30 protein-coding genes are annotated in these 24,727 nt (G+C 30.1%); all 30 read left to right on the top strand.

Translation table 11 applies throughout. The annotated features are described in order from the left end of the window. The first annotated feature begins 106 nt into the window (after positions 1 to 106). The 30 genes from BAOM_RS14190 (at position 107) to BAOM_RS14065 (ending at position 24,451) form a co-directional block, all read left to right on the top strand. A complete protein-coding gene (locus BAOM_RS14190; RefSeq protein ID WP_127760824.1) occupies positions 107 to 658 on the top strand; it encodes a M23 family metallopeptidase in 552 nt (183 codons plus the stop codon). Between the two features lie 232 nt (positions 659 to 890). Continuing rightward, complete coding sequence (locus tag BAOM_RS14185) at positions 891 to 1,316, top strand: helix-turn-helix domain-containing protein (protein WP_127760823.1); 426 nt, start codon at positions 891 to 893, stop codon at positions 1,314 to 1,316. Between the two features lie 84 nt (positions 1,317 to 1,400). After that, complete coding sequence (locus tag BAOM_RS14180) at positions 1,401 to 1,586, top strand: DUF7394 family protein (protein WP_127760822.1); 186 nt, start codon at positions 1,401 to 1,403, stop codon at positions 1,584 to 1,586. Between the two features lie 348 nt (positions 1,587 to 1,934). Further along, positions 1,935 to 3,197 (top strand): hypothetical protein, encoded by a 1,263-nt coding sequence (locus BAOM_RS14170; protein ID WP_164853245.1) that lies wholly within the window; start codon positions 1,935 to 1,937, stop codon positions 3,195 to 3,197. Positions 3,198 to 3,210: 13 nt separating this feature from the next. Further along, positions 3,211 to 5,427, top strand: coding sequence for an FtsK/SpoIIIE domain-containing protein (locus BAOM_RS14165; protein WP_127760819.1), 2,217 nt, complete (start codon positions 3,211 to 3,213; stop codon positions 5,425 to 5,427). 256 nt (positions 5,428 to 5,683) lie between these two features. After that, positions 5,684 to 7,477 carry an ATP-dependent helicase gene (locus BAOM_RS14160; RefSeq protein ID WP_127760818.1) on the top strand — a complete coding sequence of 598 codons (1,794 nt, stop codon included), beginning with the start codon at positions 5,684 to 5,686 and terminating at the stop codon, positions 7,475 to 7,477. Positions 7,478 to 8,449: 972 nt separating this feature from the next. Beyond that, on the top strand, positions 8,450 to 10,207 hold the full coding sequence (locus BAOM_RS14155) for a hypothetical protein (protein ID WP_127760817.1): 1,758 nt from the start codon (positions 8,450 to 8,452) through the stop codon (positions 10,205 to 10,207). A gap of 175 nt (positions 10,208 to 10,382) precedes the next feature. Next, a complete protein-coding gene (locus BAOM_RS14150) occupies positions 10,383 to 11,495 on the top strand; it encodes a hypothetical protein (RefSeq protein ID WP_127760816.1) in 1,113 nt (370 codons plus the stop codon). A 150-nt stretch (positions 11,496 to 11,645) separates the two neighbouring features. Beyond that, a complete protein-coding gene (locus BAOM_RS14145; protein ID WP_164853244.1) occupies positions 11,646 to 12,392 on the top strand; it encodes a GIY-YIG nuclease family protein in 747 nt (248 codons plus the stop codon). A gap of 272 nt (positions 12,393 to 12,664) precedes the next feature. After that, complete coding sequence (locus tag BAOM_RS14140) at positions 12,665 to 13,123, top strand: hypothetical protein (RefSeq protein ID WP_127760814.1); 459 nt, start codon at positions 12,665 to 12,667, stop codon at positions 13,121 to 13,123. A gap of 32 nt (positions 13,124 to 13,155) precedes the next feature. Next, on the top strand, positions 13,156 to 13,476 hold the full coding sequence (locus BAOM_RS14135) for a hypothetical protein (RefSeq protein ID WP_127760813.1): 321 nt from the start codon (positions 13,156 to 13,158) through the stop codon (positions 13,474 to 13,476). 324 nt (positions 13,477 to 13,800) lie between these two features. Continuing rightward, complete coding sequence (locus BAOM_RS14130; protein ID WP_127760812.1) at positions 13,801 to 14,445, top strand: defense against restriction DarA-related protein; 645 nt, start codon at positions 13,801 to 13,803, stop codon at positions 14,443 to 14,445. Between the two features lie 83 nt (positions 14,446 to 14,528). Next, entirely contained in the window at positions 14,529 to 15,071 is a 543-nt protein-coding gene (locus tag BAOM_RS14125) for a hypothetical protein (RefSeq protein WP_127760811.1), read from the top strand. A 174-nt stretch (positions 15,072 to 15,245) separates the two neighbouring features. Then, positions 15,246 to 17,051: a hypothetical protein gene (locus tag BAOM_RS14120; protein WP_127760810.1), complete on the top strand. Its 1,806-nt coding sequence runs from the start codon at positions 15,246 to 15,248 to the stop codon at positions 17,049 to 17,051. A gap of 86 nt (positions 17,052 to 17,137) precedes the next feature. Further along, entirely contained in the window at positions 17,138 to 17,317 is a 180-nt protein-coding gene (locus BAOM_RS14115; protein WP_127760809.1) for a hypothetical protein, read from the top strand. Positions 17,318 to 17,412: 95 nt separating this feature from the next. After that, a complete protein-coding gene (locus BAOM_RS14110) occupies positions 17,413 to 17,631 on the top strand; it encodes a hypothetical protein (protein WP_127760808.1) in 219 nt (72 codons plus the stop codon). A 300-nt stretch (positions 17,632 to 17,931) separates the two neighbouring features. Further along, positions 17,932 to 18,411: a hypothetical protein gene (locus BAOM_RS14105; RefSeq protein ID WP_127760807.1), complete on the top strand. Its 480-nt coding sequence runs from the start codon at positions 17,932 to 17,934 to the stop codon at positions 18,409 to 18,411. A gap of 143 nt (positions 18,412 to 18,554) precedes the next feature. Next, positions 18,555 to 19,142: a hypothetical protein gene (locus BAOM_RS14100; RefSeq protein ID WP_127760806.1), complete on the top strand. Its 588-nt coding sequence runs from the start codon at positions 18,555 to 18,557 to the stop codon at positions 19,140 to 19,142. A gap of 257 nt (positions 19,143 to 19,399) precedes the next feature. Then, positions 19,400 to 19,627, top strand: coding sequence for a hypothetical protein (locus BAOM_RS14095; protein WP_127760805.1), 228 nt, complete (start codon positions 19,400 to 19,402; stop codon positions 19,625 to 19,627). Between the two features lie 221 nt (positions 19,628 to 19,848). Then, a complete protein-coding gene (locus BAOM_RS14090; RefSeq protein ID WP_127760804.1) occupies positions 19,849 to 20,028 on the top strand; it encodes a hypothetical protein in 180 nt (59 codons plus the stop codon). Positions 20,029 to 20,329: 301 nt separating this feature from the next. Continuing rightward, positions 20,330 to 20,476 carry a hypothetical protein gene (locus BAOM_RS24525; RefSeq protein ID WP_164853243.1) on the top strand — a complete coding sequence of 49 codons (147 nt, stop codon included), beginning with the start codon at positions 20,330 to 20,332 and terminating at the stop codon, positions 20,474 to 20,476. 149 nt (positions 20,477 to 20,625) lie between these two features. After that, on the top strand, positions 20,626 to 20,799 hold the full coding sequence (locus tag BAOM_RS24520; protein ID WP_164853242.1) for a DUF5659 domain-containing protein: 174 nt from the start codon (positions 20,626 to 20,628) through the stop codon (positions 20,797 to 20,799). Between the two features lie 87 nt (positions 20,800 to 20,886). After that, positions 20,887 to 21,846: a hypothetical protein gene (locus BAOM_RS14085; RefSeq protein ID WP_127760803.1), complete on the top strand. Its 960-nt coding sequence runs from the start codon at positions 20,887 to 20,889 to the stop codon at positions 21,844 to 21,846. 414 nt (positions 21,847 to 22,260) lie between these two features. Further along, positions 22,261 to 22,407, top strand: coding sequence for a hypothetical protein (locus BAOM_RS24515; protein WP_164853241.1), 147 nt, complete (start codon positions 22,261 to 22,263; stop codon positions 22,405 to 22,407). 190 nt (positions 22,408 to 22,597) lie between these two features. Then, positions 22,598 to 23,059 carry a hypothetical protein gene (locus BAOM_RS14080; RefSeq protein WP_127760802.1) on the top strand — a complete coding sequence of 154 codons (462 nt, stop codon included), beginning with the start codon at positions 22,598 to 22,600 and terminating at the stop codon, positions 23,057 to 23,059. A gap of 102 nt (positions 23,060 to 23,161) precedes the next feature. Then, a complete protein-coding gene (locus tag BAOM_RS25155) occupies positions 23,162 to 23,296 on the top strand; it encodes a hypothetical protein (protein WP_257467347.1) in 135 nt (44 codons plus the stop codon). 56 nt (positions 23,297 to 23,352) lie between these two features. After that, entirely contained in the window at positions 23,353 to 23,508 is a 156-nt protein-coding gene (locus BAOM_RS24510) for a hypothetical protein (RefSeq protein WP_164853240.1), read from the top strand. A 50-nt stretch (positions 23,509 to 23,558) separates the two neighbouring features. Beyond that, complete coding sequence (locus tag BAOM_RS14075; RefSeq protein WP_127760801.1) at positions 23,559 to 23,834, top strand: hypothetical protein; 276 nt, start codon at positions 23,559 to 23,561, stop codon at positions 23,832 to 23,834. A 38-nt stretch (positions 23,835 to 23,872) separates the two neighbouring features. After that, positions 23,873 to 24,085 carry a hypothetical protein gene (locus BAOM_RS14070; protein ID WP_127760800.1) on the top strand — a complete coding sequence of 71 codons (213 nt, stop codon included), beginning with the start codon at positions 23,873 to 23,875 and terminating at the stop codon, positions 24,083 to 24,085. Positions 24,086 to 24,253: 168 nt separating this feature from the next. Continuing rightward, positions 24,254 to 24,451 carry a hypothetical protein gene (locus BAOM_RS14065; RefSeq protein ID WP_127760799.1) on the top strand — a complete coding sequence of 66 codons (198 nt, stop codon included), beginning with the start codon at positions 24,254 to 24,256 and terminating at the stop codon, positions 24,449 to 24,451. The last annotated feature ends 276 nt before the right edge of the window (positions 24,452 to 24,727 follow it).

Raw genomic sequence — 24,727 nt, 5'->3', positions numbered from 1 at the left:
CAAATAAGCAGATTTTGATAATATGAATTTTCGGTAATGAAACTTAATTTTTACTTTTCTATAAAAATAACAACTTAGATTTACATCTAAGAAAGGATGTTTCAAAATGTATAAAATCACCTCGAAATTTCATCAGCAGGAAGCCTTCAGATTAAAACCTCATAATGGCATCGATTTAAAAATGGAGGTTGGCGAACCTTTACGCTCAATAAAAGAGGGAGTTGTTCGTACAGCCGATTACGGCAGCACTAATGCTGGAAAAACGGTATTTGTGGAATGGGAAGATGGAAAGACTGCGATATATGGACACTTATCAGAATTCGCAGTTAAAAATGGGCAACAAGTGGAAGCAGGTGACTTGATTGGGTATGCAGGAAATACTGGTCATTCAACAGGAAGTCATTTACATTTTGGATTAAAAGAAGGGAGCGAATTTATTGATCCAACTCCCTATATAGACAGTCTTCAGCATATGAACGATGTAGGATATTTTGTACAATCAGCATCTACGAAATTCAGCTTCTTAAGTTTCTTCCAACAGCACATGAGCTTATACACTGACATGAAAATGCATTTAATTAACATTTTCTCAACGGATTACATGCCATTCATAAAGCTTTTCCAAAATGTTATACAGCTTATCTTTTTCAATATTTAATCTGTCAAAGTCAATTTTAGTTAATTTTTCAAATTCGATTTGCCAAGCAAGTCTGTCATCAGTAGCCCATCCAAAGCCTCTCATTTAGATTCACCTCTATTTTTATCAGAACTGTCAAATATTTCATCTATTAGTCGGTCAATATCTTTATCATCTCGTTTGAATGTTGTCATAATTTCCTCCAAGGTGATGTATTTAATCATATACTGTCCAAGAAGGAGTTGAGTTATACGTGGAATACACTAGTATAAATTTACTTATTAAAAAAGAAACAATGGATAAAATTGAAAAACTCACTCAACACAGAAATTTAAAAAATGATTTATTTAATAAAGGAAAAAGGTTTAACACTGTTGAGGATTTTATCATTGGCACTTTGTATCATTATTTAGATCAGATAGAGAATCAAGATTTATCTGCTGGTTTAGATGACTTAGGCAAACCGTATAGACTTAAAAATAATTTCAAGGAAATTGCAAACTCAAAGAGCCTGTCACAACAAAAGGTGTCTGAAATGACTAATATTGAACCAAGTAATATAAGCCTGATATTCAGGAATAAGAATCAGCCTTCCTTGGATTATTTTCTAAGAATTTGGATAGCGTTAGGATGCCCTCCAATATCTAGTTGTCTTTATAGGGAAATTGCAGAAAAATAAAAATAATTATTAAATTGTATCGGACAATTCACTAGGCGAATATCATGAACATATGATGTATTAGATAACAAAGGAGTGAATGAAATGGTAACAACCTTAATTGTTGGTGGAGTTGTCAAGTTAGCAGGTATTTGCGGAATTGGCGTAGGTGTTTCTGGAATGTTGAAGTTTTTCCATGAGTACGAATTAAACTTTAAAAAGAAAGGTGATAAAAATGCAAACAACGATCAAAGTGAATCTTTGCGTGAAAGAGCCTCAAGATTACATTAATTATCAACGGTCATCATTTGATGTAGGTAAAGAAATAAATTTTCCAAATTCAATGATAGAGGAGGTGATGAATCTTTCCAAAAAACAAAGAAAGAAGTACGACAAAATCATCAAGTCATTCATAGGAACAACAATAAGCTTTCTGACATTAACGTCAAAATCAATGGCATCTCAATTACAGAATACACAACCTCAACAGATAATGGAAACAGGGCTTCCAACAGATCTAATCGAACCGATTATGGAATTAATCAGGCTGGCTCTGGGAGGTTCAGTTCTTCTATCCGTAATACTTCTAATAGCAGCAGGAACACTAAGGCAGTTCAGAAAGAAAAAAGAAGCTATGGAATGGAGCACCGACATAATAAAAGGATTCATACAAATTCTAATCGCCACTCCTCTAATTTTTCTACTATATTACGTAGTAACTTCGATGTTAGGAGGATTTTCAATGTTTTTAAAACCATTCTAAACACATCTAAAAAAGTATTGATTCCAACCACTGCTATTTCTACAACATTCCTATTCGCTAAATTCACTCAGGCTAAATCATTCTTAGAAAGAGGAGATGTAAGTAATGGTTACTTTTCAGGTAAAGCGATAGCTGAAAGGGGAGGACTTACGTCCGAAATATCTAGATTCTTTGAGGAAGCGAATAAAACAATTGAGTATTTTAAAAACATAAATCAACACATATATCAGTGGTCATTAGACCTTCTTTCCTTTACTTATGAAACTCTAACAACCATCGTCCTCCAAACTCCTCTATTTTTATTCAATAACTCATTTGTAAAAAATACTTCTACTACATTTTCAATGATATCTGTAAGCATAGTTATTCTATTTACCATTTATGAAATGATTATGAAATTACTAAAAAAGAGACATACGGATTTTAAAACAATAATAAAACGTTTCCCATTAGCCGTTGCAGCCACAGGATTTGCACCATTCTTGTTCGAGAAATCATTTGAGTTAATTAATAAAATTACAAAAGGAATTACTCAAGTTGGAGGAATAACACTCAATGGTAGCTCATTTGCAAATTTCGTAACTGTTGGAGAAATAGATGTATTGATCTTGTTGCTATTCGATGTAACATTGTTATCCTTACTAATCCCTATATTTTTACAACAAGGTAAACGATGGTGGGAATTATTTTGCTTATCAGCTATAAGTCCTCTCGCATTGTCAGCTTGGGTTTTTGACAGACATTCTCATTTATTCCATCAGTGGTGGAATCATATAAAAAGATTATCAATGGTTCAATTAGTTTATGGTACATTCATAGTCCTATTAGGAGTATTCATATATGGAACAAGATTCATTTCACCAGAAATGTTTTTCGTTAAGCTGTTGGTGACAATAGGAGCACTAACTTCACTTAGTAACCCTCCACAAATAGTTAAAGCGTACAGTAGAGGTGATGGGGATATATTCAGTATGTATGATTCATATAAAAATACTGCACTAGGAATTTACAAAACAGTTACATTTAAGAATTTCAGACCGACTCAATTTATAAAGAATAAGCAACAAGAAAAGTTAGCGAAAATTACTAAACTGAGAAAGCAACACAACAGGCGATTTGTTGACGACTTACTAAAATAGGGAGGTAATTCATATGAAACTAGAAAAAAGAAGTTATAGGTATATTAAATATAAAATGAATCAATTCCAACAAGATGTAATGGATAGCTTTCTTGACTCTAATCATGCTTCAGAAGGGGTATTTGGTTTTGAAATAGCTAATACTCCCTCTAAAAAAGAAATCCTCGCATTTTCACCAAGCTTTTTAAGGATCGATTTACCTATCTCATCACTAGATACTCCTATACTTTACTACGAAAATCAATCCAAATGTTATGAGTTAACTATGGAATATCCAACATTTCTTCCTTTATATAATGAGCCAATTGACTTGATAAATAAAATAATGAATGTTGATGTTTTAGACGGAGTGTTGTTTAATCAGATTTTAATATCAAAGTATAAAGGGAGGTGGAGAGAAAATTTAGTTGATATGTATGACGACTACCTCAAAGGCAATGATTATCCTTCTTCTGTAGCGGTAATTAGAAATATTCAAACTGGCTTAATTAAGCTTTTCAATAAGATAGGAAATTTTGAAATTAGTCATTCGTACAGCACTGATGTAGAAGAAAAAATATTGGAACCAAATTATAGGATGGAAATGAGATTTTTAATTAATAGTAAAAACAGTGAAGAAATTGTTCAAAATGTTAATGATTTACTCAAAAAATTAGACTTTTTCAACAAAATTACTGTAAAAACTGTAGAAAATAATGACCAATTTATTGAAGATATTCGTCAGAAAAACTTTTCTTCAACATCTAAAAACATCTATTACTCTAGAAGTGAGGTAATGAATATTCTAAGCGACTCGGAAACGTCTAATCAACCCATTGCTCTGATAGAAAACAAGACAGATAAATCATTAGTCAATACCTCTTGTGTAAATTTCATCGAACTATTACCACGAGGGAAAGAGCGAAACCAAGTAATTGATAAATCCATTACTAAATTACTCGAATCAGCCTTTAGCCGATTAAATATTACCAAAAGCAAATTAAAGATACAGAGCATTGAACAGGGGGCTACCCTACAAAAGGCAACCGTCACTATTCCTAAAGATACAACCTACTCACATGTTGAAAAGAATCTCAAAAACATTCAAGCTACCATTGGCAACGAAGCTGTAAGTATGGAAATAGGCGATAAACCAGAAACAATTAACTTTTATTTACCTTGTGAGAATAGAGAAGTTGTATACTTGAGATCCTTAATGGAAACTGAACAGTGGAAGGAATTTACAAAGGAAGCTATTTTACCTTTTGTTGTTGGTGAGGATTCTATTGGAAACCCATTATTCGCTGACTTACAAAAGCTCATTCACATTTTAATAGCAGGAGCAACAGGAAGTGGGAAATCCGTATTTCTAAACAGTATAATATTCTCTTTATTGTTAAGTAAGACACCTGATGAATTGCAATTGTATTTAATTGATCCTAAGCAAGTTGAATTAGGGATATATAAGGATGTTCCTCATGTCAAAAAGGTCATTACTGACATGGATAAGGCTTATCAAATTCTAAATTCATTGATAGTGGAAATGGAAAACAGATACAACACTTTCTCAAATGCAGGTGTACGTAATATTGAATCATATAATCAAAAATCAAATCACCCCCTCCCATACATCATAACTATCATTGACGAATTAGCTGACTTAATGGATACGCACAAGAAAACAGAGGAGCTAATTAAAAGGTTAGGTCAAAAAGCTAGAGCAGCAGGAATCCATTTAATTGTAGCTACTCAAAGACCAAGTGTAAAAGTTATCACAGGGGATATTAAAGCTAATCTACCTTCATCATTTTGTTTGAGATTAAAGTCTCAGCATGATTATAAAACAGTATTCGGAAAAGGAATTCCATTCAACCTGCTTGGAAATGGCGATGCAGTTGCTTCTATAGAAGGAAATCAAAAAGAGTTCGAACGTTTCCAATCTCCAGTTGTTTCACTAGATGATGACGAGGTTGTTGATATTTTAGATGAATTATCAAATCAAATAGGAGAATGCGATACAAAAGAATTAGAAATCATTGATCCAGAAAGCAATCTAGATAAATTAAAAAGACTCATCGCTACAACAGGAGAAAAAAGAGTGGCTGCATTACGCAAGGAAATGGGAATAAGGATTAATGATGTATCTGAACTAATGCAACAATTAACAGAAGAAGGATGGTTAGAAAAACAGGGGAGAAGTTATAATATCATAGCCACAGAAGAAGAACTAAACAAATGGAGAGAGTCATAGGAGGTGTTCGTTAGCCTCCTGTTTACTGTTTTAAGAGTTTCTGAGAATGTTACACAAACGTTAAAATAATCCATGACCAATTACATTCGTACAACTTAAAGTGTCTCTAACACTCTTGTACATAAATTAAAGTTTAATAAATAAAATTATGTATTGAATAAATATGATAATCGAGTTATAATCAACTTACGAAATCAACAAGAGCAATTTCTACATAGTTAAAAATAAAATTACATATCAAAAAGGAGTTAATAAGATGACTAAATTTAACGATGAACAAAAACTTGCAATCGAATTTCATACTGGAGCAGCAGGTATCGTAGCTGGAGCTGGTTCAGGTAAGTCAACAGTGCTACTTAACCGAATCAAAAACTTAGTGGAGGTACATAATGAACCGCAGAATTCCATCTTGGCTATTAGCTTTACACGAAAAACAGCAGATGAGCTAGAGAAGAAATTATCTAAAATGGGACTTGGTGATGTCAATGTAGGGACATTTCATTCTATATGCGGAAGAATTCTTGTTCAAGAAGGTATCACATTAAAACTAATTCAAGATTGGCAGGTTGCTAATTATCTCAAATCAGTTGATAAAAACGTTGATATAGATGATGTGAAAAGTTTCATCAGTTATCAAAAGAATCATAATAAAACATTCACTGATAAATTTATACCTAAAGATAGCCTATACAATGAAAATGAACTTAGAGTATTTTTCAAGAAATATGAAACTATGAAAAGTAAAGCAGGATTATGCGACTTCGATGACTACTTAACAATGTGTTTGGATATCCTTCAGAAAAATAAAGGAAAGTATACATATGAATTCATATTGGTTGACGAGCATCAGGATAGTTGCCTCGTGCAGAACATGATCTTACAAGAACTCTGTCAGTCAGGTAACATGTTCTGTTTATATGACCCAAGACAGGCAATCTACTCATGGAGAGCAGGTAATATTGAATACTGTATAAATTTCGATAAGTATTGGGAAAATCCAACTATCATTAACTTATATAAGAATTATCGTTCCGCTAAGAATATTGTGAATAATGCAAACAAATTCATTAAGCCTTACTTTAAGAATTATGAGCACTATGTGGATTCAGAAGCACATAATCAATCTGATGGTGAGATTACTATCCGTACATATGGAACCAGAGAAATTGAAGGAGTGGAAGTTGTAGATAAGATCGAGGAATTAATTGAACAAGGTGAAAAGTTAAGCGAGATTGCTGTATTATATAGAATGAACTTACATAGCAGCTTTGTTGAAAATGAGTTAAAAAGACGTGGAATTGACTATGAAATTACGAATGATTCAGGTTTCTTTAAGTTAAAAGAAGTGGAAGCCATTCTTTCTTATTTGAGATTATTACATAATCCACACGATGATCAAGCATTTGAAACAGTGTTTAGATCAAGAAATTATCCGTTGAAGTATTTAAAGAATGACATGTTAGATAAAGCTAAACATTATTCAGGTTTACATGATATATCTACATATGAAGCTTTTGTAACTATGGAAGTGTCTGAAGCAAAGCATAAAAGAAGCATCAGAGAATTTGAGAATTCAATAAACAAACTAAGACTTCAGGTAGATAGAGAAGCGAGTGTAATTACATTGATTAGTAATATTGTGAAAAGTTTCAATATTGATAGTGGGATTAGAGAGAATTATAGCAACAACGATGAAATTAATGATCGATTGAATAGTATTGACGTATTGAAAAGTTTTGTTAAAGGGAACAATTTAGAGCAGTTTATTACATACGTATATAGTAACAATACGAAAAAGAAATCTAAGAAGAATAGTGTTAAGTTAATGTCCATTCATTCATCCAAAGGGCTTGAGTGGAATAATTGTTTCCTAATTGGAATTGAGGATGGTAAATTTCCTCATGAAAAGTCAGGATTAGATGAGGAGGCTAGGTTGCTATATGTTGGAATAACTCGCAGCAAAGAAAACCTTTATATTTCACAGATTGGATTAGGGGAAAGTGGTAGAGGTAATCAATTTATCTTAGAGTATTTTGGTGATATTAAGTAAAATTACATAAATACATATTATTAACTAAGGTGGCTTATATAGCTGCCTTTTTATTTTGGATGAAAATATAGCCCCCTCTATGGTCAAATGTGAGTGTCGTATTCTTAAAATAGGGATATATGAGATATAAGGGTTCGATAAGTTGGTTATCGTATAAGCATGATTATAGTGTGAAAATGTAGTATTTATCAGGGTTTTTGTGATATGTGGAGATTAGTTGACTATAGGAGTCGGATGAAGCGTTGGTGTATATAGGTTTGTGGATGATTTGAGGGTGTGATATGGGTGATTTAGGTGAAAATGAGGGTAGAGTGAGGAGTGGGAAGTGTAGGTAATATAAGGGTTTCTATCGTGAGTTTCGACAGACATTTCGATAGATGATAAGGGGAAAATGTAGGTTTAATTCTTAGTATCGAGATTGGAAAAATAGGTATGGTGTGTGGATAGATGTGTTAGGCGTTCTAACTGATAACCATTCCCAATTATAAATGTAAAATAGCCCCCGTATACCCTTATGAGTTGCGGATATAATATCCATTATCATGCGTACTGACTACTATTCCTAAACAGTCACCAATATCAAGCTGATCTACACTAATATTCCCAACTAACCCAATACAACTTAAAAAAATTATACATCTCACCTCAAAAATTTAAACGTATTCTATATCATACCTAACTAGTCGGTTATAACATAACCTTGACGCTTGAAGTATTCTATAAGAAAATATTATCACTGTGCATAAGTTTTAATTATTATATACTGTACATCATACACTAGTGTAGATACTATAACTATCACATGTAGTTTTCAATACTACTTATACTATACGTCATACACTATCCACAATAAAAATAATCAAATAAACTTAATAAAAATATATAATTTTACTTCTATTTTCCATCAATCTATAGTATAATAAGAGTATAGAAAACGGAAACAAAATAAATTAATTAAAGGGGTTAAATAATATGACAACTATCCAATTAGTACCACAAAAGAAAGCATTCTTTCAAGACATGAACAATATCACATTCTCATATGGAGAAGGGTATAAAGCTTTTGATATCTATAATGTAGATAATTATAACTCTGATATCGTTTATGTAGAACTATTTTTAAATGTAGCTTATGCATCTAATCAAACTGTACATATTCACTTTAATTATAAGACACTTGAGCTAGTAAAAATTAAATTGGTTGGAACCGGATCACGCAGAAATCAAGAAACAAAGAAACAACATGCAGAAGCTTTCTTTAATAAAGTTATTATTCCAACTATTATTGAACGTTACCACGAGAAAGCAATTGTTATGAACTATGATTACAATAAACAAGTAAATGAAGTAGCTGCTTCAATTGAAGTAAATGAAGTTACATCTAATAAACAAGAAGAAACAACTTCTTACAATGTAGGCAATAGAGCCTTTAACACTCACAAAGAAGCAGTAACATATTGCGATAGTGTAGACTATGAATACAACATGATAGAGGAAAGTAAACAAACCGAACCTACTCACAACATGAATACAGTTACAATCAATCCATTATCCGATTCATTCAATACTCACATGATGGAAGCTTATTCAAAAGGTTATACTGTGGTATGTGCTCAGCGTCCTTTAAACGGCTTACAAACATGGCAAGGTAATTCACTAGGAAATGGTATCTACTTTGCGTATGGTAACATGTCAGACTATGCTAAAGGCTGGGAGTTCCTAGACGCTTCTATTGTAACTATACAAACTAATGAAGATATTATTAAGCTAATAACTAACATGTGTATAGAGGAAGGGACAACAATAGAGGAAGTCTTACAAGATAGCACAATGAAAGAGATAGCGGAATCACTTGAATTAAATTATATAAATCAATCTGATAACGTGTTACCTGAAACATTAAAAATTATAGAAGCTCATAACACTGGGCTTCTTTCCAACAATGATATGAATGAATCAATTAAACAATCTGAAGTAGTAACAACAATTGAATATGATGAGAATGAAACATATCACCTATATAAGAATACATTCAGCACATACAAAGAAGCCTATAATTACTCTCTAAAGTATAATATACCTGACACTATGATAATAAGCTCTAATCATCCAACAATGACAAACGAACGTTTACAAGAACTAGAAAAGGAATATGTATTTTCTAAACATAAGATGTCATACGATAACATGAAAGAATATTTTAATTATATATCTGTTTTACCTGTCTCACTTGATCAAGAAGAAAGATATTACAAATTGCGTGATTGGATTAATAGATACGAATACAAAGAACACACAAAGAAAGAACGAGAAGAAAAGCAGCACAAAGAAAATATTGACACTGCTAAGCGTTTATCATTCATGGTATCAAAAGGATTAATAATCAAACACGCTACAAAGAATTATGGCTTTACTGAATATTATTTCAATGGTTCAAAGGTTTGGAGCTGGTATAGTGGTATCTCTACAATCAAATACAATGAAGCTATTCACAACATATTCAATCAATACTTTTCACAATATGAAAACGAGTACCAAACAAACTACACACTATACGAATATGAACTATCACAACCATACAATATAGACATGAATCTAAACGAGCTAGAAGGCTGTATATACATTGATAATAAAAGTAGTATCAATGGTACTGTAGTAACAAATAGAAAGCTCACAAGCCAAGAATTAAACGAATATAAGCTAATAACTAATAAAGCAGTATCAGCGTAAACATAATAAATTAATAGGATAATCAAAACGGTTATCCTTTTTTCTTCTACCTAAATAAACTTACATAATCACCTTAAACTATATACAATCCTACCATAATATGTTATTATTAAGAGTGGATAGTTATATCTATTCGGACTATCGCAACTAAAATTATATAGGAGGTTATACGTAAATGGACATTGATCAATTAGAAGTGGGACTCATAGTAAAGAACTACAAAGAATTATGCAAGCTGTTAGGTGAGGAACCAAAGAAAGCTAATAGCAAGAAGGCACAACTTAAAGAATGGAATAGGTACTTTGCTCATGAGAATCAAGGTCATAAGTTTATTATTACTGATATATACGATATCCCAAAGGATAAAGTTGACTTGCGTACTAACAATAGAGCAGCGTATATAGAATACATAGAAGACTTACTTATCAGCATCTTAGTTAATAAAAAGAAATTATTTCTTTCTCGAAACGGAATACTAAGACTATTGAAAATGATTAATGACAACTATACATATGTTAAATATAATCCATACAAAGAGATACAGGAACTAATTGACGTTGATAAAGATGAGATAAGGGACTTCTACAATACTACAGATGATTTGTTAAAAAGGAATATAGAAACTGCATTGGATGGATTAAGAAAGAAACGTCTTATATCTTGGAATAAGATTACAACAGTATGCTTTATCAATACAACTATAGATAAGAATGATTCAAATATGATAAGGGTAACTAAGCATGAAGAGATAACCGAAGAAGGGGATATTATAGTCTCATACGATACAGCACAGCCATTAATAAGAGAGATACATAGAAAGGCTACTGAAGAAGAAACTAGACTTATAGACAGTGTAGAAAGGTTATTGCTGGATCAATACAAATACACTGACATATCAGACATATATAAGAATAGAACGGCTGAAAAGTTTTACAAGCAAGCTAATAGCATATTATTAGATAAAGCTAACATTGACTATTATTATAGTTCATATGAGATTATCTGCAATGATGAATACATATTAAAGAAGTATAATGACCCAAACTATTTAAGATTAAGTAATGATAAAACAAAACTTAATATTGATATGATAAATACAGGTATCATTAACAGAATAGAAGACAATGCAAACAAAAGACATATGAAAGCAATTGAATCATATGTACTTAAGAATGATACAAGGAAGCTAACTAAATTAAGGTCAAATGAAGCCTATCTCACTAATACAAATAAACTTACAGAAACTTTAATTGATATCAATTCAAAGAGTCTTAAACCTGAAGAATAATATCTTATAATAAGTTAAATTATAAAAAAGTAACAACTTATCCAATATAATTATATAGTCTTATTATGGGGCAACATGTTACTTTTTTATTTCTCTATATATGGGATTGATGGACAAAAAATAAAATTACATAAAAGGAGTATGTTGCTAATGGAAAAATTAATGGACAATGAATTTAAAAATGTAGTGTGTATTTATAAAATCATGAATAATAAAACTGGTAGAGTGTACATAGGTAGTACAACTAACCTAAAGCATAGGATTAACTCTCATTATACCCATTTAGCAAACAATAAACATTATAATACAGACTTACAAAAAGATTGGAATATATATGAAAGTAAAAGTTTTTCTTTTAAAATTCTTGAGTTAATTAACAATAGAGATAATTTACCTAAAGCCGAAAAGAAATACATAGATGAATATAAAAATATAAATGGAGTATATAATAAAAGTGATCCAACAGAAGAAAATATCCATATACGATATAAGCCTAAATTAAAATTATCTGAAAAATATCCTGTTAAAGAAGGGACTATTTTTATACATACACAAACTTATATATTTAATTATATAAATGAAAAATTTAAAAACTTAATCGAGTCAATGAAAGATCACGCTGCTACAAGAATATATTACTGTAAAAATGATGTTGATCAATGGATTATAAGTAACATAGATGATAATGACATAAAAAATGATACGAGAATTCTAAAGGTGCTTCATAAATGGTATAATAAAAACGGCTTTGCTGTTACAACTTCTCAACTATATAAAAGAGAGTTAAGAACTATCTTCGGAATTACAATAGCAGAAGACATAGAAATACTTTTAACAACCAAGTCATACGATAAACTATACCTTGAAAGGAAAAAGAGATACAAAAAAGGTAAATGAATTTACATATACATTAAAACCATTCTATCCTGTTATAGAGTGGTTTCTTTCTTTGTCTCCTTATATATTTCAAAAGTGACAACAAAAGATCAAAACATTAAAACCTTTGTCAGTCACGAGAAGACCGCTCGTTCCTGAGATTAAAACTTTTTAATAAATAAACTTACATATTTAAATAAAATAGTTGTATTTTTCCTCATTGTATCATATAATAAGTATATAGAAACCAAACAAATAATAAATAAAATTATATCAAATGGAGGTTTTACATTATGAAAAAATATACTATGACTTACAAAGGTGAAGCTTATTGTTCATTCGAGCGTGAAACGGATCAAGCAGCTATTGAATTAACAAAATTAACTATTGAAGAAGATGGACTTAACCAAGAAGAAGTTATTCTTTACCTTTTCAACTCTGATGAAATCATTGATCTTGACACTCAAGAAGAAGAGTCTTCTACTGTTGAACCATCATTAACTATCCACATGGAAAAAGCAGTAACTCTTATGAAAGATATTTCTAACAATAAAACAGCAATTTGGACTGTTAAGTATAAAGAGTTAGAAAATGAACTATTAAATGAAAATGAAATTGTAGTTCAATATTGCTTTGGTCAATTAAAGAAGCGAGTAAACTTATTAGCTAAGTTAGGTTATAAACTTAAGAATACAATTTGGTTCAATGATGAAGCTCCTTATTCTAAAATAAAAGAGGTCTGGACTAGATAAGTCTAGGCTTCAATATAGAAAGGGGGATCATAATGTATAGTAAAATTAATCAATGGAATAAACTTGCGAATGATTTTCGTGATTTAAAAGAAGATGAAGAATTAACAATATTATTAGGCGATAGAAGGTATATAGTTAGAGTATTAACCAATGAAGAATCAAATAGTGAAAATGAAATATTAAAAGAAAAGATAGGACAATTAAAAAGTGCTTATAAAGATAAGGTTAATGATATTAAAGCATATGAAGAAGTATTTAATGAAATTGGAAAAGTAGTTTGCACAGTAAAGAACGATAAAGAAGCTATATATTCAATAGCTAAAATATTAGATAGTTTAAAGTTGTCGGATTAAAAGGTGTTACACATGAATAATATTTGGTGTAAATTATTTCATCGTAAATATTGGTTTAGTAATGACTTTGGGACTTGGTGGACTAACTGGGACATTCATAATGGGAAGTTTGAAATAAAATGTATTAAATGTGGGAAAATACATAAAGGTCAACATAAACATTAAAACAAATTAACTTATTAGAGTAGGCTTTATACTTACTCTTTTTAACTAAATTAAATTAAGTATTTATCAAATAAAACTTTACTTTTAATCCTTTTCCATGGTATACTAGGTATAAGAAATCAAGGAAATAAAAAATAAAATTATACGGAGGTTTTCGGTATGACTAACTTAATTTACACTGTGGAAGTAAAGGATTGGAACAATGATGATACATACCCAACTTTATATGAGGGATCAAGCCTTATTATCGCTATGATGCATTTTAAAGAAGCTCACCTTAATAATGAAGATGTTGTATTATTCATTACAGACCAAGAAGGAAACGAACTTGACGTTATTACTAACTATAATAATGAAAATAATAATGTTATTCATTGTAATGACTTCTTTGTTCCAACTGACAAAGAACTAAAGAAAGAACATAATGAAGTTGTTAAACAAAAAGAAGTATACGTTAATCTATACCAAGAAGAATTAACTAAAAATGAAACAATCAAAAAGGATAACGAGCGTCTATATAATCAAGTAAGAAAACAAAGTCAAGAAATCAATAAATTAAATAATACAATTAAGTCATTAAAGGTTGTAAACGAGAATGACACAACAAAACAACAAACTAATAACAATCTATTCTGGTATGCTTACCGTTTACGTGGTTTCTCTCCATTCTGTCAACCTAAAGGACATATTAAAGTAGATCAAACTATAGGAAGATATGGTATAATTGCATACGCTAGACCGCTAACAGATAACGAACTAGAAGAGTATGACCTTGTACCATATAATGAAGCGGTAACGGCTTAAAAATCTTATAAGGAGTAGATAGAAAATACTATTTACTCCTTTACTAAATAAAATTAAATCTAATCCAAAAGGGGATAACCAAAATGAAAAAACTTATCCAATTAATCATTATCGCTTCAATCCTATTCTCTCTATCTGCATGTAACACTAAACAGTCGGAAACAGCTCACAAGGTAACAGCAGTCCAATCAAACGAATTAACACAAGAATACACAGTGACAAAGGTTATCGACAATGTAGAAGGTAATGACGAATACTTTGGAGTATCTGAAGAATCAGACAACAATATTTACTTTACATCAGATTACATACAATCCACTGGACAATTACATGAAGGAGACACAATAGAAGCATTCTTTGAAGATATCACTATTGACGATTCGCTACTATACGTAAAGAAAACTAATAAACCAGCTAACATTGTAACGGAATCATTCAAAGTAACATCAATTGAAGGCAATCAATACATTGCAACTAGTACCACTCATTCAGCAGATAAACCACAATTAATCTTTACTATGGACGATATAGAAGGTAATAAGCGTATCAATGTAAATGATCATGTAACTGGTTACTATATAGAAGCAGGTAAGGAAGATATATTTTATAAAGTTAAACGGGAATGACTAACAAACCTTAAGGAGTAGATATATAAAAATATTTGCTCCTTTTTAATAAATAAAATTAAGTAATTAGTAATAAAAGATTGAAATTTATCATAGACTATAGTATAATAAACTTAAGTTAAAGGAATCGAAAAAATAATAAATCCTAAACAGGATCAAAGGAGCCGATTAATTATGAAAACTCAAAACGTTATTAATATGATTAACTCTAACCCACGTCACGCAAAGAAAGCACTTGAAACAGTTTACCATTCTAAAACGTTCGTAGCAGTTGACGTAGCTTCTGAATGTATTGACGGGTTCTACAAAACTAAACGTGGAGCAGAAGGTTATATTAAACGTCAACAATCAGTATCATATTATGACGAAATGACTTTCAAAATGGTTACTTGCGGTTCTAGTTTGGAAGTATTCGAAATTCCTGCATCTGAAATTGTTGATCCAGCTACAAACGTTAAAATTTGGTATAAACATATCAAATCATTATTTTCTCGTAATTGGTTAGTAGGAGATGCACTATCAGCAGCTAAACATTATGGAGTATCTGAAGAAGTTCTTACATACGTTGAAAAAGCAGTCAATGAAGCACTAACAGAAGGAAGCTTTACAAACATTGAAAAATATGAAGAAAAAGAAATTGAAGCTATTCAAGAAGTAAATGAAATTACAACTACAGAAGAAGCACCAGAACAAATTGAAACTGTAATAATGGAAGAAAATGCAAACCAAGGAACAAGTGGAGCTGTATATACAACTGGTACAGGATCAAAAGGAAATGGGATTGAAATAACGTTCACTGAAAAGCCTTCAGAAGAAGTTAGGAACGCAATGAAAGCAATTGGGTATAGATGGGGAGGAAAGAAACGTCCTTCTATCTGGTGGGCTATTATGGATGAAAATACAATCTCACTTGCTAAACAATTAGTAGGTGAAACAGTTCTAGAATCTAAAATAGAATCAGATTATTTAGACCAGCTCACACCAGCGCAAAAGGAAACATTATCTACACGTTTACAAAAGGAACATGTGAAGCCTTTACGCTTATATAAAGCCAGTAAAGGGAATAGCATCTTATTGGAATGTGTCAATGCTAACCTAGAAACAAATGAATCTTTCTACTTCCTTATTACTGATAGTGGTATAGAACATGGTAAAGGATATAATTTTGAGTATTTAAACGAATATACATTAATTTATAATTATGACAATAAAGTAGCGAAGGAGCAGGAAGAAAAACCTTCTTTCTCCTATCCTGAAATTAATATAGATGATGTAACGGACGAAAAATATAATATTAATCAACAATTACAAGACAGGGAACACGATTCAGCATGGATATTCAGAAAAGAGAAGAAAGATCACAACAAAGAATTACAGGAATACTTTACAGAGTGTAATAACAAGGTATTAGAGGCTATTGGAACTACTAACAACGAATATTATATCTATAAGCTCAAAGAGGCTTTACAACGTCATAAAAAGAATTATCACGCTCAATACGTAAAATATTTAAATCATCGTGCCTCAAACCCTTCATGGGTGATAACTGGAAGAGGAAATATGAACGTTTCTAGATACAATAATAAAATGGATCAACAAAGTAGAATCATGATGGAGCTTGCAACCATGCCGGAAGAATTCAACAAACTAATTAATAAGTATGAAAATAAAATATACAAGGATAAGCAAACTGAACTAAACGAACAATTGCAAAATGAATTAAACCAACCTTTACCGGATTTAAAATTTAAAACAATCAATAAAGAGGTTGATATATACGGAAGTGGTAGATTATTTAACGTTCGTTTTTATGAGTGTGAAGGTTATCTGATTTCAAAAATTGCTGGTGCATTCCGAGTATATAACAGTAAAGGAAAAGAACTATGGTCTGCTAAGTCTAAAGGTAAATTATCCGATGCAAAAGCCTATGTTAGTTTATTGATCAAGAAGGATAGAGATCAATCCCAAAAAGCAGTATAAAAGCCATAAGGAGTAAGTAAGGACGCTTATTTGCTCCTTAATAACTAAAATTAAGTGTTATAAATTATAAGGGGTTGCATATAATAATGTTAAGTAGACAAGAATTAGCAACCGTGATCAAACAATTAGAATATGAAGTAGTAAACACCGGAGAGTATCACAACATCATCAATAACCATTTAATCGACAATGTAACTATCAACGAATTAACCGCAGTAGAAGCAATATGGCTTTACAATCATCTATCCAAACTACCAACAAAATAAATTTAACTAAAATGGAAAATATTTCTTGACTATGTACAAAGCAAATTATATACTTTACTTAACAAAACAAATTAATTTAATTGGAGGCGTTTAAAATGAAATTAAATAGCGAATCAATTAACGAGTATATTGTACACTTACAAAACCATGCATTAGTATTAAATGGATATAAAGGTAAAGTAAAAGAAATCCCATTAGATGTATATGCAAGTTTATTAGATAGTCATATTGAATTAGCTAATAAATATAGAGATGAAGCAGACAAAAATAATACAATTTCAAATAAAGTTAAAGAATTAATGATTGTATGCTAACCAGTCTTAAATATGAGGCTGGCTCTTTTTTGTTTATGGACTTGCTTAATTGTATTATTTGATCCTGAATAAAACACACTGACCAACAAAAACGAACCCATACAAGGCGAATACAGACGTTTTAAAAGTAAATGAATACAAATACATTAATAGTTATCAAGCGTGTTAGAAGGCTATTTTAGACGTTTTATGATAACATGAATAAATTTATAGAATTAATCATAAAAATCATTTACATTTATAATTTTATTTGGTAAACTGTACTTAAGTTAAATAAATAATTTTTTGGAGGTTCTACACATGGAACAATTAGCGAATCATGTTATGAGTGAGGCTCTTAATTCATATTTTGCAGTCAATAGAAAGATTGCATTTTTAGAAAGCGAACTTAAATCAGCTAATGAGGATCAAAAGAATTACATTTCTTATTGGTTAGATACATACAGTGAAGCTCAATTAAATTTAATAGAGGATTTCATGGCGTGGGACTATGAAAACTATGTTGATTTCATTGAATCTAACGGTCATTTATTTGATGAAGTTAAGGAAGGCGAATTTGATTTTCATATAGAAAATTTAGCTTCATTTCAATCATTCGAACTTGGAATGACTGTTAAAGAAAACAAATCAAATAAAGTTTATGAGGTTGTAAATAAATATAAGGAATATGATTTCATAGACGATGTTGAATATAACGTTATAGTCCTTAAAGGTGAAAATAACAAGAAAACTGGAATTGCTGAAAATATTGTTTTACGTGACTTTACAATAATGAACTAATAACGAGCACTGTAAAAGGTGCTTTTTTATTTTTATATAACAGTGATGTTTTAAGTAAATTTATAAAATTATTTGCTTTTTCATTTTTAAGCGTGTTACAATAAATTCAAGAAATTGTAAATATTACATTTAGGAGGGGTTTTATGAAAAAGTTAATGAAAATTTTTATCACGTCAGTTATTGCATTGTCATTTTGCACATTTAATTCATCAGTCACAGAAGCAGCAAAGAAGGCTAGTTACTTACAAAATACTAAAAAAGTTTATGTTTTCAATGATTTTATTGATGGAGTCAAAAGAACATATAATTTAAAATATACGAAAAAATCAAATGGGAATTACTTTTGGCAAGATAAACTTTCTTATAAAGAAATTTCATATGCTTTTAAAGAGAAAGAAACAACAAAAGGATTATACCATGACGGTTATTTAGCTTTAGCTTATCCAATTAAAAAGGGTAAAACGTGGAAAACTTGGTCAGGAACAGTTTGTAAAACTACATCAACAAATAAAACAATTAAGGTAAAAGCAGGTACTTTTAAAAATGTAATAGAAGTAACATGTGATCATGGTTCTCCATATCCCGGTTATCCAGAATACTCTAAGTTCTATTACGTGAAAAGTGTAGGGAAAATTTTAACAAAGTACACTTATACTACTAATGATTCTAAAGGTAACAAAGTAAAAGATACAGTGACTCTTTATGAATTAGTTAAACTTAAGAATAGATAATTTACAGGGGATATGTCTTTTAAGATGTATCTCCTTCTTTTTGCTTTAAATAATCCACAGAAAGCCATATAGCAGCCAAATATCACACCAAATTACACAATTAATAAAACATGTCTTTTATCGTGATTCTAAGGCATTAACTAAATAAATTTATTAAAATGAATATAAAAGTATTTGACTTTACATTAGTTAAATTATATAATAAATACAAGAGAACAAGTTAAAAAATATTTTTTAAAAAAAGGGGAAATGAGAAAATGAATAAAACAGTTAAAGAATTAGATGTATTGTTAGCTGAAGAAGAAATGGAATTAAAAACAATCGAAGAATGGGAAAAAGTTTTTGACACTTTTGTTATGGATGCCGATGGTTTCCCTATTGGAACAAACAGAAAAGAAACGCTTTTTACCGAAAAAGATTTTTTAAAAAATTGTAAGACAAGTACGATTAGATTTAGTGAAACGCTTTTAAAAGCAATGAAGTGATTATGTCGCAGTCCGAAGAGAAGGAAGGTGAAATAATGAATTTTAAGCAAAGACTAAAACAATTATTCTGCAAACATCATTATTGGAATGTCCTCTTGGGTGAAAACAACCTTACATTAAAAAGATTTATGAACTTAACAGAAGAAGTTATTATAGTTCAGCGTTGTGAAAAGTGCGGATATTGTGTATTAAAGTAATTTATATAACGGGAGGCTATACCAATGACAAAAATTATAACTGTAAAAATGAATGATGATTTTACTTGTAAGTGTGGGAATGATGTAATGGATAGTGGTTTCCATCCTTGTGATAAAAAGGGAAATGAAATTGAGCCTGCTACAACATGGGAAGGTTATTACAAATGTGCTAAGTGTGATAAAATTTATTTAGATGAAGAGTAGATTTCATATCTGCTCTTTTTCTTTTGTGTAAATGACTATAACAGCAGCCTCTTTTAAACACTAAGACATTTTCACGAATCCGCTATAACAGATCGACAGTTTGAACGCTGAGCTTTAAGCAGAGTGAAAATAATATGAATTAAATTATAAAAAGTTTTGTATAAATGTAGACAAAATATTCCATTCATGATATGATAGAGAGGTATTAAACAGAAGGGGGTAGTCTGACCTTTTGTCAGTACAGTAATAAAATTATATATAATATAGTAGATTAAAAGTTATCAGGTAGCGAGGTGAAGGAATGGAAAGATGTATTTGGTGTGAAAGTGTATATAATTTAGAAGAATCCACAGCCAGCGAAAAAGTAAAATCAGCAGTTTGTTCAGAGGAATGTGAACAAAATTTTAAAGAATGGAATAGTAAGCCATTGGAATTTGTTACTGAATAGTCTGAAGAAACTGGAGTAGATCTTAAAATATAAGGAGGTGTAATAAGTAGATGAATACATTTATCTATGAGTATGGATAACTAATATTTATATAAATACAAATTATTCAACTAACTAAAATTAAAATGTTTTAAAGGGGAATCACTGTTATGTCAAAAAACTTCTTTTTCTGTTACTCAAAATATGTATCTACTTATCTTGTGAATAAAGGTTTCAAGCCGATCACGACAGCTAGAGAAATGAAAGAAAATAAAGTTTTTACGCTTTACGAAATTACACCTGATTTACAGGCAGCATTAACTGAATACAAAAAGAACAGATAACGAAGTATTTTATTATTCAATCTATATGGTTAATTAATCAATCTACATAATCATATAATCAATCTATATAATCGGAGGAATTTAAAAATGAAATATGAGGAAATTGAAAGCTTATTAAAGTTTGATGAAAAAGAGTCTAAATTATTTATGCCTAATGAAATTTTTGAAGATTTACAAAACAATATTAAAAAAGGTGTGCATATTCCAGTAGCCTATTCTTATTATTACTTGGTTAATTGGTTATATCGTCACGCCAAATTTGCGTACAATCAAATTGATAACAGGAAGATGAAGGAGATTCTAGGCTACAATCCAGATACCAAAGGTATAGACTACATACTTAAGAAGAATGGTGCACTTGATACAATGGGATATACTGAAACAGTAAAGGATTTCCCTGTTGTTTGGGAATTATCGGAAGATGATGGATTGACTTTTACTTTACTTAGTGAAATGGATGATTATTTTAAAGAAGAAATAAAAGGGAGTATCAGTAGAAAGTATACAGTTAAATTTCCTGTTAAAGCATTTCATAGACATATTTATGATGAAGAAATGAAAGGGGATTATAATAATGGGTATGAAGATGGGACATTTTTTGAAGTTGATAACACTCATTTAATCCCTTTTGAAGTATTTATGTATTGTATGAATAACGATAAGATAGGCTGCACTGGATTCTATTTATATGCTTTCTTAAAGATGAATAATCAAATATTCAGGGGAGCTTATGATATTCCAATGAAAACATTAGCAGAAAAGACAGGTTTACCATATACAACTATGACAGATTCATTATCTAACTTAAGGAAGTATAAAATGGTCGAGGGAATACATAATCAAGAATTTTTCTGTATAGCACTAGAGGATCATAAACGCAAAGCAAACTCTTACATAACAAATGAATTTACACAATTCACAAATGAACCTGTAGAATATGAAAGAATAAAAGTGTTGGAAGTTGAGGAATACTTTGAATTATTGGAAAAACAGCAGAATCAAGAAAATGGACAGGAATTTGACTCTGACACAATAACTCAAATTTAAAGCTTAATTAAATAAGTTACAATTTCGGACTATATACAACAGAATTCAAAATGGTTCAAATTTAATATAATTATAATAAACGAATAAGTTATAAATTAATACTACACATAATAAATAAAATTACAATTATTATTCAATAAGTTATATATTTATACTACATAAATAATTATATATAGTGTGAAAATGTAACTTATTCAAATTTGATACTAAGGTTAAATATTAATATCTGTTAAGTATAGTCCGAAAAGATAACCTATTAGACTGAGCTGCTACATGTGAATGTGGTGGCTTTTTTCTTTGTTCAAATTCAGATAAAATATTACATTTATTAGCCTAACTGAATTAAATTATAAAATTAATCATAATACCTAAAATCGCTCATATAATAAACTATAACCAAAGGGAGGCGTTACAATGGAAAACTTAATTAACATCATCAAGAAGCACGAATTAGAGCCTACTGAGCTTGCGAGGATCATTTATGTATATTTAGATGTGTTCGGGGATGAAAACTACGAGGAACTGAAAGAGGAGATTTATTTTATATACTTATCTGAATAATGTATAATTTTACTTGTTATATGATTCCTTATGTATTATAATAAGCTTAACGAATCAGAGAATAACATAAATAAAATTAAGTAAAATATAAAATAAAGGTTGTAATTTCAGAAACAATAGCATATAATGGAATTAAGAAGTAAGGGGATAACAATAACAGTCCAAAAGGGACTTAAAGGGGATATGAAGAATGAATAAAACAATTTCAAAATATGATGAAATGGTTAAAAAGTATGCTACAAGTGATGTACAAGAAGAATACATTTACAACTTAGGTTCGGAAGTTTTTGAAGAAGTGTATGAAACTATTGAATACATGGAAAATCATGAAAATAAAAAAGTTACATATGAAGATGTACTTGAGCAAGCATTGGTATACTGCATAGTGAATTTCGATTATAATACACGATATAAAGTTGAAGAATTATCAAAATTAGTAAGTTATACTTTGTTACATGAAGTTGCTTCTGACAGTGAATTCTCTATAGAGCAAGATGAATTCGGAAATACAACAGTAAACATTAAAATGAAAGATGAGAATTTTGTAGTTATGTCCTTGGTTGGAACTTTAGAGGAACTGAAAGATTTTATGAGAGAACAGGGCGTTGCTTATAACATTAACATCACTGATCTTGAAGGAAATAAATATTAACTCGTCTGGGCGAGTATAAAAAAGTGCATTAAGCCTAGAGCGTTCCCACTATAACAGGTGGGAGGTTGTAACTAAAATACATATAACAGGGGAGTGAATTGAATGTTTAAGAAACTATTCAAGAAGAAAGCAACTCCAAGTATTGAATCAATTATAACTAAACAAATGGAATTATCAGCTTTGTTTGATCAGCAGCAGGTTAAAGTTTTGAATGAAGTAAAAGTATTAACTAAATAAATTTATTATAAAAGAATCAGCTAAAGAACACTGGACAAAATAAAGGAGTGGGATAGATGGAAGAAAATACAATTAGAATAAACGGAAATAGTATTGAAGCATTAGAAGACGGTGGAGTTTTGATAAATGGTATTAAAGCTGATAGTAAGGAAGATTTAGAGAAAGCGATTAATATTTTAATAAAGGCGACAATCGCAATCGTTAGATGTTAAAATAAGTATTTTAATAGGCGGATAAAATTATATTAAAGGGGATTGTTAAAATGAAAAATTATAATTTTGAGCAGAAAATAAAAAATGGTGGATATAAAAAGATTGTTAGGACTGCTGAAAATATTTTATTAAGACCAAATGATAATAAACTGCTGATGGGCGAGGAAAGACTTAATGCTTTAACCATTGCACTTGAAAAAGTATTAGAGGATTACAAACACGATGAAGTATATAATTATTATTATGAGTTTAATAAAAATAAACACGGCTTTTGCACTTTTGAAAGATGGAAATGTGTATATATGCAGAAAAAAGAAATAATTTAACTTAATAGACCCAAATATACAATAAGGGAGTTGAGAGCTTGAGTAAAATTCAAGAAATCAAAGATGAAAGCTTACATGATGGAAAAGGTGTAATTGTTCATATTGATAACTTTAAATGGCTTATAGAGCAAGCTGAAAAGGTTGAACAATATAAAGAACAACTTACTGAATTAATTTGTACTATTTATGAACACGCAAATGAAGGTACAGCTTTGATGGATTTGGCTGAAAGAATTGATGAAATGGAATAACATGCAGTACGATAAAACTATCATTTTAATTCAATTTGATTGTGAAACGAGGTTGAAAAAGCTAGTATTTACAGGGTTTTTATAAAGTTAAATTTCACAAACTTTTTAATAATTTCAATCAATTGATGATTATGGTAAAATCGAATAAAGCAGAAAGGATGTGCAAGGATGAAATTTTGTGAAGTTAGATTTTACGATGAAAATCACAATAATTTAATTGAAAAGGTGATTATGCCTTTAGGTGATGATGTTAGACTTCAAATTCTAATAAAAGAACAAGCTTCTAAATATCTTGAGACAGGAAAATATAAAAAGATTAATTGGAGTATATGGAAAGAAGTTTCTTCAGGAAGTCTAAGCAAATAACTTATAGTTCCGTCTTATGATTTTCATTAATAAAATTATAACTATTGATGTTTGTAATTACTTCATTCTAACCAGTGAGGTGAAAGGAAATATTAATAATACATTATGGAGGAGAATTCAAATGAAATCTAAACAATTTAGAGCGTTATCGGCTCATGAGGTAGTTAGCTTAGGCTTCGAAGGATTTTACACTTACATAACAAAAAGGCAGCATCAAAGGATGTCACGAGATCAAGTGAAAGATAAGTATGATATGTACGTTGAAGTTTATAGAAT

The sequence above is a fragment of the Peribacillus asahii genome, assembly GCF_004006295.1.
Classification (GTDB): domain Bacteria; phylum Bacillota; class Bacilli; order Bacillales; family DSM-1321; genus Peribacillus; species Peribacillus asahii_A.
Note: the sequence above shows the minus strand (reverse complement) of the source record. Positions and strands in the feature narration are given on the sequence as shown.